The organism is Sutcliffiella horikoshii (assembly GCF_021991925.1).
GTDB classification, from domain to species: Bacteria; Bacillota; Bacilli; order Bacillales; family Bacillaceae_I; genus Sutcliffiella_A; species Sutcliffiella_A horikoshii_F.
Genome location: NZ_RXZI01000001.1, coordinates 514081 through 526036, shown reverse-complemented (window position 1 = coordinate 526036; position 11956 = coordinate 514081). Strand labels below are relative to the sequence as shown.

Below are 11956 nucleotides of genomic sequence, written 5' to 3'. Positions count from 1 at the left end.
CGCAATGCGAATAATCACCTTTTTATCCTAACTCCCCACTCACCCCTGTTGGACCTGCCTTTTCAGAGATTCCAGCTCGTCTAAAAGCTTAACCACAAGCTCATCACTTTTGCGGAGTTCTTCATTTAAAAGCACGATTGTTTCACTTTCCCATTGAAACGGATCCATGCTCTCCGGTGTTCGAGGAAGATTATCATAAACATCTCCATTGACATCAGGATTAGGCTGAAAATAAATGACCACTTCACAACCTAGATCTCCCACAGCGATTCTCTTCCGCAAGTCAACCTTGCTGTAACCAAACTTCCTAGAAGCTATGCCTCCAAAGACACTTGAAGTCATATTACAGAGATGTGGAGCGTCTTTCACCATTTCACCAAATGGACAATGATTTGATTTCACAACCACATAATCTGGATAAATGGATGAAATATAAAATTCTCCACCAATGGCATTCTTCAAATCAACGATTACTTCTGCATACTTATCTACGGACCATTCATCTTCTCTATTGCCATAAAAATCCTCAATCCATTCTCCAGTTCTTAACCCAATTTGACGGATATACTCACCAACTGTTTTTCCTACTGTTTTTTCATGGATGAATGCATATTGAGTGATTAGTTTCGAAAGAAATATCGAGCCAGTCAAGCTTGATTTTGTGCTCATTTTTTCCCCTTCTCTCTCCTAAAGAAATCTTTTTTTTACCTCAGGATTTGGCAACATACACTGATTTCTTTTTCCGAACCACCTATATCGATTTTTTGCAACATAGGAATAAACTATATCTCTTAATGGTTTAGGGATAAGAATTAGTGGATAAAACAGTTTCCATGCACCATCCAGTTCTTTGGCCACTTTTAATGCTGCACTCGACTTAGTATAAATCTTTTTACCATCAACAAAATAAAAGCTATCAAACTCTTCCATAGGGAGAGAATACTCCCTGAGTAAGTGTTGCCCAACATCAGATTGAAGAGATGCAAATTTAAAAGTTGCTTTTTGATCTCGTTTAATTACAAACGTCACCATTGAATTACATAAATTACATACTCCATCAAAAAGTAAAATAGGGTGTTTTTTAGCGATTTCAGGCATGATATCTCTCCTTTCGAGAACCATCCAGATCATTCCATCTTTTTTTCATTATACAACTTATTCTCCATAATGTATCGTTTTTTATTGTTCTTTCTTTTTCATCCTGTTTGCAGGACGGAAAATTTATGTTCCTAGGCATAGAAAAACCACCCTTAAAAAGGATGGCCTGGTGAATAGTATGCTATTTCTCCACTCTCTCTAAATTTCCGTTTCGGTCCATTTGGAACTTTACCTTTTTATTCTTTTCATCATCTTGTAAAACAACCATTTTGCGTGCTCGCTCCATTATTTCAATCAACGCTCTGTAATCCTCTTCTACGAGATTCATGGAGGATTCCAGTTCCAATTTAGCCTCTGCTAAATGCTTCAGGTCCCCTTCTAGTTGTTCCACTTTCTTTTTCAGACTATGATTCTCTTCTTTGATTTTTGTATATTCATTCTCCAGTTGCTCCAGATGGTTCAAATAACTGATCACAGCGGATATGGTCAGGTTATCTCCTGCATATAATTTATTATTGAGTGCATTATAACTGTTCTGTGCTTCCACTGGCTGAGGAGCAGCCTGCTCTTTCTTTAACTCTTTCCGCTGTTTTTTTGCCAATTCAATTCCAGTGGCATATTGTTTTCTTACATAAGAGTTCCATCTGAATCCACATGCTGCTGATGTCCGAGAAAGTTTTTTCCCCACTTCCTCAAACGCAGTCAACTGTGTTCCTCCATCTCTTATATATCGTAAAACCACTTCCGCCAACAATAGGTCTTCATCTTGAGTCCAAGCATCTTGACGAACGGTAGACATATCGCTATCCCCCTCACACACTTTTTTAACCTATACATATGCGTGTAATAGAAAAGATAGACTAAGTGTTGAGTAAAATGCCCTGTATTCTCTTATTTTTTCTTCAGTTTTAGAAAGGCATTTACCGCTTCATGATGCTCATCCTGTTCCCAAAGAAAGGAACATTGCTCTATTTCTGCTATCATTCTTTCTTTTAGAGCTGTTTGTTCCCACTTGGAGGTGAATGTCTTTTTATAACTTCTTAACACTGAGGAAGAGATTGCAAGTTCTTCTTCAATAGGCTGCGAATCGAAGGATGGGACTACTTTTTGTATAAATCCTAGCTCCATTGCTTCATTGGCTGTATATGTTTTGGCTGAGGACAGCATTTTAATGGCGTTTGCATGTGATACCTTTTCCATCAGCATGCTCGCTCCGCCCCATCCTGTTGTGATACCCAGATTTCCCTGCACAAATCCCATCTTGGCAGATGGGACTGCCCATCGCTGATCACAGGCAGAGGCAATTTCACACCCTCCCCCTATGGCAGTACCATTAATCCATGCAAAAGTTGGAACCGGCAATGTCATAAGTTTATAGAGTAAATTTCCCATTTTGGAAAGCATCATGAATGCATCCTCTTTTGTCCGTAAGGCATGGAACACGGAGAGGTCACCTCCCGAGCAGAAGGAATGCTGGCTACCGGTTATGATAAACCCACGGATAGCGGTGTTCTCTCTAACTTCAACCAGCGCCGCTTCCAATGCATTCATCACATCATAATCAATGGCATTACGCTTCTCAGGGCGGTTGATGGTAAACCAGTAGAAGTTATTATTATCTATGTATGTATGGACTTTGGAATCGTTCATTTTTTATGGACCACCTTTTTTAATTATTGTGTTTTATTTTAACTTATATTTTGTGGTAAGTGTGATTTTTTAGTGGATTATAAGGGGCGAGGAATATTGGGGTGGGGTTACGGATTTGTAGATAGCCCAGGTGACCCGGCTAGTGTTGCTCGGTTCAAATGTCCGAAGATTTCTGGATTTTGTCCCAAGTTTTTGCTTACTTGTCCAAAGAAATTGAATAGTTGTCCAAAGATTTCGCTCAATTGTCCAAACGCTAAATTTCAATGTCCGAATGGTAAGGTAAAGTTGGCCAATCTTAACTGTAAATTGTCCGAACCCCTCAATAATTACAAAGTTAAGTGTCTGAAGAAAGAAGATAAGTGTCCAAACCACATTTTGTAGCAAAAAAATAAGAATTTTTCGATGAAAAGGAAAGCTCTTTTAGCAAACTTTGTTGCTTTTACGCACTTTTGAATCACCGGTTTTTTCATCGTCACTACAATAATTTTCGCTAAATCCAGAAACATAAAAAAAGCACAAGGTCATCAACCTCATGCTTTTCCTACTATTTATTTGCTTACTACTTCTTTCCCTTTGTAAGTACCGCATGCCGGGCATACACGGTGTGATAATTTCTGTTCACCGCAGCTTGGGCATTCTACCATACCAGGAACTTGTAGTTTAAAGTGTGTACGACGCTTTCTTTTTACAGTTTTAGACGTTCTTCTGAAAGGTACAGCCATTCTTCCCACCTCCTTAAAAAATGAGCATCTACTACATCATGTAATTTCTACTCTTTGTCTTTCTCAAAAAACTTAGCCAGTCCTGCAAGTCTAGGATCCACTTTTTCCTGTGTTTCCTCTTCTGAAATGACGCCCCAGTCTTTTCCTGATTGGGGAGCAGCCTCATCCTTGTCAGGAGATTCGCTGAATACCTGCATAGGCACTTCCAGGATGATCGCTTCTCGAATGATCGGAAGTAAATCGACCACATCCCCTTCGACCGTATGCAGTTCTTCCTCGTCGGTTTCATACTCGTCAGGCTGAAAAAGATAAGTTTCAGTTGTTTTTATCGTAAAAGGATAGTCCACATCAACCAACGTACGTGAACATGGTAAAACCATACTACCTTCCACAGTTAGATGAAACGTAGCTTTTTTTGAACTTAAATCAGCTCTTCCAGTTACATGAACTGGTTTGACAGATCGAATTTCACTATGTGCCGTAATTTCACTTACATCAACTGTTTCATCGATTTCTAAACCTTTATGTTGTAACTGATTTAACTGGAATAATGTCCATTTCAACAAGATATTCACCTCAAGGCAACAAAAGTAATTATAGCTTTCGCATGTTTATTTGTCAATATTTTTTCTTTACACTATAATTATAGACATAATAACGTAATTTGAACAAGTATCCAAATAAAAATAGCGCTAATCTGAAAAATGATATGGTGGGTGAACGATGAAATCATTAGGTGTAATTGTTGAATACAACCCTTTTCATAATGGGCATTTATTTCATTTGACAGAATCAAAAAGAAAAACAGGTGCTGAAGTTGTCATTGCCGTAATGAGCGGACAATACCTTCAGCGCGGCGAACCTGCACTTGTTTCGAAATGGACGCGTACGAAAATGGCTCTTGCCAATGGAATAGATATCGTGGTGGAGTTGCCTTACGCTTTTGCCACACAAAAAGCGGAGGTATTCGCCAGCGGCTCTATTTCTATTCTTTCAGGCCTAAAGTGTCATTCTGTTTGCTTCGGAAGTGAACAAGGTAACATGGAGGATTTTAAGAAAACAATATCTTTGATGGATCATAAAAAAGAACAACATGACTTTCTAGTACAAACATTCATGGGACAAGGATACAGTTTTCCAAAAGCATCCTCCCTTGCTTTTTTAAAGTTGACGGAAAATAAAGATGATATTTTGGATTTAACCAAGCCAAACAATATTCTTGGATATCATTATGTAAAGGCAATCCAAGAGCAGCAAAGCACTATGCAGGCTTATACTATCGAGCGGACAGCCGCAGGTTATCATGACCCCGATTTCAATGATACACCAATCGCAAGTGCCACAAGTATAAGGAAACATCTATTCGATAACAATGGAAATATTGAAAAAGTCCAGCGCTTTGTACCCGAGAAAACATATGACCTTTTAGATCACTATCTCCACAAGGTCGGCAGTTTTCACCAGTGGGAAGACTATTTCACCCTTTTGAAATATCGAATTCTTTGTAGCACTCCGAAAGAACTCGCTAAAATCTACGAAGTGGAGGAAGGGCTTGAGCATCGTTTGATCCATACAATGAAAGAAAGTATGAACTTCCATGAATTCATGACAAAGCTAAAAACAAAGAGATATACGTGGACAAGGCTACAACGAATGTGTACACACCTCCTCACCAACACCAAAAAGGATGTTATGTTGGATGTTTCTTCAACCAAGAGAAGCGAATATATCCGGTTGCTTGGTATGAGTAGAAGAGGCCAGCATTATCTGAAACAAATAAAGAAAGAAGTAGAGATTCCCATCCTATCAAAGGTTTCTGGAGTGGAAAGTCCTATGCTTGACATGGATATCCGCGCTACCAGTACATATGCGATGAAATTCAATGAGCCTGCACGCAGTGAGTGGATGCAACAAGAATTCTCTAAACCTCCAATCAGGTACGATGAAGATATGGAATGTTTTCTTTAAGCTCTATGCTTGAAAGTTCGTTACTATTCACTAGTAAAAAGTCAGCAATTGGACATTTTACCGCTTCTTTACTCTAAATGTGCATAAACAAACGCCTCACAACCAACGTGAGGCGTTTGTTTGTCATTTATTCAGATTTATGATCTAATTGATCCAAATACTCAATTGCATCTTCAAATGTATCAACCGGCACAATTTTCATCGATGTCTTAATATCTTCAGCAGCAATAAGAGCCTCCTGATAATTAGAACCCTCCGCCCCTTTTTCGTTCGGTGCGAAGAATATATCCACGCCAGATTTATCCGCCGCTACAATCTTCTGTGCAATTCCACCAATTCTTTGTACTTCTCCATTTTCATTGATGGCACCAGTACCAGCTATTTGATATCCTTTTGCAATATCTTCTTCTAATAGCTGATTGTATATTTCTAAGGAAAACATCAACCCTGCAGAAGGCCCACCAATTTGGGCCGTGTTAATTGTGATAGGTGGATCCATCGTTATTTCATAATCGGTCAACAAGCTGATCCCAAGTCCTGCGCGATCAGGATCTTCCGGATGTTGTCCTAGCGTAATGGAAATCGTATCTTCCTTTTGATTTCTGTCGAATGTAAGAATGATTTCATCACCAATGGACTTCTCTCCCACCTTCTCCATCAGTTTCTCCGCGGTTGCTGTAGGCTCTCCGTCAATATGTGTGATGCGATCCCCTATTTTGAGCTTCCCTTCCGCTGCCAAGCCTTCTTTCACGCTAAATACGTAAACGCCTTTGGAAATCAGTTCCACTTCTTTCCCGGCTTTCTCGTAGGCAATCTTAATGGCCGTCTCTTTTGAGCTTTCCATCATATGTAACTGACGATAGGAATATTCTTCATCAGATTCATCTTCGGAACGGATTTGATTGATGGGAAAGATATTTTGATATTCGCTTATCTTTGCAAGAGCATAGGTGAATATATTTGCTTTACCCATCTTAACTGTCGTCAGCATGAAACTTCCTTCGTCTTCATATCCACCTTCTACAGAAACAAGCGGCCTCAATTCCTGTGCATCTCCAGGTCGAGTCACATAAAAGGGCAATGTTATAAAATTGAGCACCACCGCGAGTACGATCCCAATTAGAAGGGACCTCATTACATATCTACTTTTCATGTTGATGTTTCTCCTTCCACTCCTCTAGCAACTTTCTGATATAAGGTATTTGTAATCTTGTTGCTTCTTCCCCGATTCGGATTATTTCTTCAATATTGGTGAATGCCCTTGAACTGTAATGAGCCACAGAAGGCCTTATCATTATATCCGCTTCCAATTCACTTCGTTTCACCAATTCATTCTGCATTATATCAATAGTCTGCATAATCACATCAAATATTGAATCCACGGGTTCATTTGTTTTTACTTGTGACACATCAATGGCAATGACAATATCCGCCCCCATTTCCTTTGCCACACTGACAGGAACTCGATCAACAACCCCTCCGTCTACCAACAGGCGGCCATTTACCTTTTCCGGCACAAAGATACCTGGAATGGATATACTTGCCCTGACAGCATCGGAAATGGGACCACTAGTAAATACCACTTTTTCCGCTCTTTCCAAATCGGTTGCAACAATGGAAAGCGGAATGTCCAATTCTTCTATTGTTTTATTTTGAGTAAACATGCGGATGAGTTCCTTGACACGGTTTCCACTCACAAACCCCATTTTGGGAACAGTAAAATCCAAATAATATTTTCGTTTGAAGGCAGTCGCTATTTTATAGAGGCGGTCCATATCATGACCCATTGCATAAAAGCTTCCGACAAGCGCCCCCATGCTGCTACCTGCAATAAGGTCTATGGGTATATTCTCTTCTTCCAATACTTTAAGCGCACCAAGATGAGCGAATCCACGAGCACCACCAGATCCCAATGCAATTCCTATTCTAGGTTCCTTCAAGTCATCACCTCAAGCTGTTTACAGCCACCTAGTGCTGGACAGCAACCAAAGTCTTATATGGTTATCCTTTGATAACCTCTTTCTATTTATCATACGCTTTTCCTTTTTCTTGGTGAACAAACTGTGAAGACTTGGGTCAATTTAGGTTCTAATTCCCTGTCCCATCCACGTATATTGAAAGGTAAGGTAGCTGGACAATCTAGTTGCCACTGTATGGGTAATTAATATTATTCTAACAAAAACCTAATCATTCTTGTACAAAAAAGAAATCCGCACATCTTCTACAGGAGCACGAGCCTTTCATTTTTCATGCAACATTCTACGCAAGGGGGGTAACAGCTTGGATTCTTCAAAATGGAAAACGCTGTTTTTTGCTATTATTATTTCCCTACTTACACTATCTCTTATTCTTAATCCTCAAGCTTCTTTTCAAGCGAGTGTTAGGGGACTTAATATGTGGTGGGATATTGTATTCCCCTCCCTCCTTCCATTCTTGATCATCAGTGAACTACTGATCGGTTTTGGGGTAGTGGCATTTATCGGGGTCCTGCTCGAGCCATTTATGCGTCCTCTTTTCCGGGTACCGGGAGTAGGAGGCTTTGTTTGGGCGATGGGAATGGCATCCGGCTATCCTTCCGGGGCAAAACTCACTGTAAGGCTACGGCAGGAAAATCAGATCACTCAGGTGGAAGGGGAAAGACTTGTGTCTTTTACCAACTCATCCAATCCCCTTTTCATATTCGGTGCAATTGCAGTGGGTTTTTTTCATAACCCCAAGGTGGGAATCATTCTGGCTGCTGCGCATTACATCGGGAATATTTGTGTTGGACTGGTCATGAGGTTTCATGGGCCATATTATAAGTCTAAACGGCAAGATGAACTATCTAGGACCAGACAGAGGGTTTCTTTGAGAAAGGCCTTCTCAGAGCTTCATAGGACCCGTTTAAAGAACAATAAACCTTTAGGGAAACTGCTTGGTGATGCAGTTCTGTCGTCAGTACAGACATTGCTCATGGTCGGAGGCTTCCTTATCCTGTTTTCCGTTCTGAACAGTATGCTGTCACTCATATCTGTTACCGCTATACTTGCTGGCATCATCAGTCTATTGCTGACAGTGTTTGATATTTCAAAGGATCTCAGCTATCCGCTCATTTCCGGTCTTTTTGAAATCACACTAGGAGGCAAGCTGACAAGTGAGGTGAAAGGTGTAAGCTTGATGGAGCAGATCATCGTGACGAGCTTCTTCCTTGCCTTCAGTGGATTCTCCGTTCAGGCACAGGTCGCAAGTATATTGGCAGAGTCCGATATCCGATTTAAACCTTTCTTCTTTGCACGTATACTGCACGGGACATTTGCAGCAGTCATTACTTTTATCTTATGGCATCCCCTGGATCGGAAGCTGGAGGGCTTTGAAACTGTCAGCGGAGATATACCGGTTTTTTCTCCATTGATACCTGATGGTTTTTGGGAAAACATGTTGAAACTTTTTCAAGTGTACGGCCCGCTTTTCACCTTATCCATGTTATGGATCTACCTTTTTCTGTTATTTAGAAAGAGGAAAAATGTAAAAAACCAGCACTGAGAAGTTCAACAGTGCTGGTAATGTGCTTTCTATTCTTTTCGGAACTTTTTACGTAACGCCTCTTCCACAGTTGGCGGCACCAACTCCGATACAGATCCATCATATTTCGCTACTTCTTTCACAATACTTGAACTCAGGAAAGAGTATTGATTGTTGGTCATCATGAACAAGGTTTCAATACTTTCATCGAGCACCCTGTTCATCGAAGTAATCTGCATTTCGTATTCAAAATCAGAGACCGCACGCAGTCCTCTGACAATGGAACTCGCATTTTTACTGTGGGCATAGTCTATCAAGAGACCATGAAACTCTTCCACTTCTACATTACCGAACTCTCTTGTCACTTCTTGTATCATTCCTACCCTCTCATCTACTGTAAAAAGAGGCTTTTTAGATGAATTGTTCAATACACAAACATATACCTTGTCGAAGACTTTCGATGCTCTCTTGATAATATCCAAATGACCAAATGTGACCGGATCAAAACTGCCCGGACAGACCGCTACACTTGCCACATTAATTTCCCCCTTCTTCTACACGGCTAGGTCGATAAACGGAAATGACCGTCAACCCATAATCCTCCTGCCTTGTTCTAATGAATCCCCCCATATGTTCAGGCAGTTTGACGTCATTGCTATGCTCTGCCATGATAAGTCCTGTCGGGGACAATAGTCCATATTCACTTATTTTATGTATTAGATCTTCCAAATGATGTTTTTTATAAGGTGGATCTAAAAGAATAAGATCAAATTGAATTTCCCGTTTTTTCAATGCATTCAGTGCTCTTATTGCGTCATTACGGTAGACTTCAACCTGTTCATTCAAGTCAAAAGCCTCTACATTCTGCTTGATTGTCTGTATGGCTTTTCCATCCTTGTCCACAAAAATCGCCTTATCCATTCCCCTGCTGATCGCTTCAATACCGAGTGACCCGCTTCCACCAAAAAGGTCTAAAGCAAGTCCGCCGTCAAAATACGGACCGATAATATTAAAAACCGCCTCTTTTACTTTATCAGTTGTCGGTCTAGTATTCATCCCTGGAACCGCTTTCAACTGTCTACCTTTCCATTTCCCCGAAACAACTCTCATTGTATCACCATACTTTAATTCTAGTTTGTCAATCATGAATATCCTATCATATTCGACAAGAAATTCAAAAGTATTTCTCAAGCACCATGAAAGGAGACTCCCGAGCACAAGTAATGATTAAACCAATTTCTATAAGATTAAACTAATGTGTATAGCATTCTCTAATTCTGTTCATACTAAGTTTTAACAACATCCTTTCGTGTGATGTTGTTGCCAACCGCGGAGAAGACTTACGTTTCCCCATAAGTTCTTCCTCCGGTTTCTCCTCTCCCTTTGCCTTCTTAACCTTGATTATGTCAAGGGATGGAAGGACCCTGCCCGGACATCCGAGCAGGGTTTTTTTTTGGGCTCTTTTCTTAAAGATTGTTGCTATTCAATAGTAAAAAGTCGGCAGTTGGACTTTTTACTGCTTAGATACCTAAAAAAAGCAGCAGTGAATGTTGTATCACAGGGAAAAGAGCACGACAATTAGATATATAACGGTTGGTTTATGAGTACGTAAAAGCAACAAAGTTTACGAAAAAAGCCTTTTTATATTTCGAATAAATTAAGCCAGGCTGTCAAAATCGAAGCCACCATCCTGTTGTGCTTCACAAAGGTTCAAGCAAATCTCGCTCCATTCCAGTTCAGTCATTACACCCATTTTGAAAACATAGCTTTCTATTTCTTCTATGCTCTTATCTTCCAAGAGCTTTTCCTCTTCTTTTGAGAGTAACCCTTTTGAAACCAGATAATATAGAATGCCTGTGACAAGCATTCCTTTAATCGGCAACCCATGATTCTTATCTGTAGACTTTTTACCATAGAAATGATCATAGACATACATTATAATCATGCTTGCAATGAGTATCAGGGTAAACCACATCATTAGCAAACCTCCTTCTTCATTTGGATTCTCTTCAAATTTTCAAGGTTACATGGTAAAGTATGTTTGAGTATAAATAAGAGTAAGAGCTGCTTTGAGAGGAGAAGAAAATGATACAACGTTTTATAGAACTTGGTGAAGGTTATTCTGATATATATGAACTCATGGAGTTGACAAGAAGCAATAAGGGTCGTCTACAACACCTTATCATGCTACATACAGTAAAAAACGGAAGGGATATGTCTTCCTTTGTGGCTGTGATGAAACCCACAAACCCTGGGGATTTCCAAGCCCTTTATATCTGTTTGGAGGGGATTCCCAATCACAAGTTCCAACCGAATAAGCGGGCCGAATTATTTCAAGAGGTTGCAAAAGAACTTGGCAAGGAAATCATACAGTTCGATGTAAAACCGACAGAAACCTTTGCTGAAAAGGAGCTGTATTTTCAATATTTAATTGGGATACTTCGGTTAAACCATTATATTCCCGCATTAAGATAATCATGAAACATAAAAAAGCAGTACAAAACCTAATTTCTTAAGTTTGTACTGCTTTTTTATTATAACCTGTTTCCAACTGTTGATTGGAGCATAATGGTTATCCTCCAGCCGGTGAGTAGCGACAATCTTGAGAGACCTCCATTGATGCAAAGAGACAACGGTCGCCAATCAACAAGCGAAGTCTTACTGCGGAAAGCAACAGCAACGTTTACAAAACTTGTTATAGACCCATTTTATAATCATATTCCTTCGCTTTATCCGGTCTTGAATTTTCATAATGCGTTTTAATGGAAGGTTTATGGGAAACCTCCACTTTCTTCACATAGGATTGCCTGTTCAGCTTTTCCACAAGTGAATCTGTATCTTCGCTGTTACAATAGAACAGGACATATTTTAATTTCTTGGATATATATATGACATTTCCATAACGTCTTAATAATTTGGCTTGTTTTAGAGAATGAAGCCATACGACAATGCCTTGTCTTTGTGATAGCATAGAATTTACCCCTTTATCATGAATCTTTCACTTTTATACAAACGTA

Annotated in this window: 15 protein-coding genes; 3 read left to right on the top strand and 12 right to left on the bottom strand. The window is 39.8% G+C overall.

All coding sequences use genetic code 11. The annotated features are described in order from the left end of the window. Positions 1-39: 39 nt before the first annotated feature. The 6 genes from EKQ44_RS02580 to EKQ44_RS02555 all read right to left on the bottom strand — a co-directional run bounded on the left by EKQ44_RS02580 (position 40) and on the right by EKQ44_RS02555 (position 4033). Entirely contained in the window at positions 40-669 is a 630-nt protein-coding gene (locus EKQ44_RS02580; RefSeq protein WP_237661950.1) for a methanogen output domain 1-containing protein, read from the bottom strand. Positions 670-687: 18 nt separating this feature from the next. Then, positions 688-1098, bottom strand: coding sequence for a thiol-disulfide oxidoreductase DCC family protein (locus tag EKQ44_RS02575; protein ID WP_237661949.1), 411 nt, complete (start codon positions 1096-1098; stop codon positions 688-690). Between the two features lie 181 nt (positions 1099-1279). Further along, entirely contained in the window at positions 1280-1897 is a 618-nt protein-coding gene (locus tag EKQ44_RS02570; protein ID WP_237661948.1) for an RsfA family transcriptional regulator, read from the bottom strand. A gap of 92 nt (positions 1898-1989) precedes the next feature. Continuing rightward, on the bottom strand, positions 1990-2748 hold the full coding sequence (locus tag EKQ44_RS02565; RefSeq protein ID WP_237661947.1) for an enoyl-CoA hydratase/isomerase family protein: 759 nt from the start codon (positions 2746-2748) through the stop codon (positions 1990-1992). Positions 2749-3296: 548 nt separating this feature from the next. Continuing rightward, positions 3297-3470: a 50S ribosomal protein L32 gene (gene rpmF, locus EKQ44_RS02560; RefSeq protein WP_047970756.1), complete on the bottom strand. Its 174-nt coding sequence runs from the start codon at positions 3468-3470 to the stop codon at positions 3297-3299. A gap of 47 nt (positions 3471-3517) precedes the next feature. After that, on the bottom strand, positions 3518-4033 hold the full coding sequence (locus EKQ44_RS02555; protein WP_237661946.1) for a YceD family protein: 516 nt from the start codon (positions 4031-4033) through the stop codon (positions 3518-3520). Positions 4034-4193: 160 nt separating this feature from the next. Between EKQ44_RS02555 and EKQ44_RS02550 the strand changes: the two genes are divergently transcribed. After that, a complete protein-coding gene (locus tag EKQ44_RS02550) occupies positions 4194-5438 on the top strand; it encodes a nucleotidyltransferase (protein ID WP_237661945.1) in 1245 nt (414 codons plus the stop codon). Positions 5439-5565: 127 nt separating this feature from the next. On the opposite strand, the gene EKQ44_RS02545 is transcribed toward EKQ44_RS02550, so the two are convergent. After that, positions 5566-6591, bottom strand: coding sequence for a SepM family pheromone-processing serine protease (locus EKQ44_RS02545; protein WP_237661944.1), 1026 nt, complete (start codon positions 6589-6591; stop codon positions 5566-5568). Beyond that, positions 6581-7378, bottom strand: a complete 798-nt coding sequence (locus tag EKQ44_RS02540) for a patatin-like phospholipase family protein (protein WP_237661943.1) — start codon at positions 7376-7378, stop codon at positions 6581-6583. The genes EKQ44_RS02545 and EKQ44_RS02540 overlap by 11 nt, the downstream gene beginning before the upstream one ends. Positions 7379-7718: 340 nt before the next feature. Here EKQ44_RS02540 and ylbJ point away from each other — a divergent pair, with 340 nt between their 5' ends. After that, complete coding sequence (ylbJ, locus tag EKQ44_RS02535) at positions 7719-8960, top strand: sporulation integral membrane protein YlbJ (RefSeq protein ID WP_237661942.1); 1242 nt, start codon at positions 7719-7721, stop codon at positions 8958-8960. A gap of 29 nt (positions 8961-8989) precedes the next feature. Here ylbJ and coaD read toward each other — a convergent pair whose 3' ends face one another. The 3 genes from coaD to EKQ44_RS02520 form a co-directional block, all read right to left on the bottom strand. Next, positions 8990-9475, bottom strand: coding sequence for a pantetheine-phosphate adenylyltransferase (coaD, locus tag EKQ44_RS02530; protein WP_237661941.1), 486 nt, complete (start codon positions 9473-9475; stop codon positions 8990-8992). A 1-nt stretch (position 9476) separates the two neighbouring features. Then, positions 9477-10049, bottom strand: coding sequence for a 16S rRNA (guanine(966)-N(2))-methyltransferase RsmD (rsmD, locus tag EKQ44_RS02525; protein WP_237662544.1), 573 nt, complete (start codon positions 10047-10049; stop codon positions 9477-9479). A 547-nt stretch (positions 10050-10596) separates the two neighbouring features. Then, entirely contained in the window at positions 10597-10917 is a 321-nt protein-coding gene (locus EKQ44_RS02520; protein WP_237661940.1) for a hypothetical protein, read from the bottom strand. Positions 10918-11024: 107 nt separating this feature from the next. Between EKQ44_RS02520 and EKQ44_RS02515 the strand changes: the two genes are divergently transcribed. Further along, positions 11025-11414 (top strand): DUF7147 family protein, encoded by a 390-nt coding sequence (locus EKQ44_RS02515; protein ID WP_237661939.1) that lies wholly within the window; start codon positions 11025-11027, stop codon positions 11412-11414. A gap of 220 nt (positions 11415-11634) precedes the next feature. On the opposite strand, the gene EKQ44_RS02510 is transcribed toward EKQ44_RS02515, so the two are convergent. Beyond that, the gene (locus EKQ44_RS02510; protein ID WP_237661938.1) at positions 11635-11910 is read right to left on the bottom strand and encodes a YlbG family protein; all 276 of its coding nucleotides are present in this window, start codon (positions 11908-11910) and stop codon (positions 11635-11637) included. Positions 11911-11956: the final 46 nt, after the last annotated feature.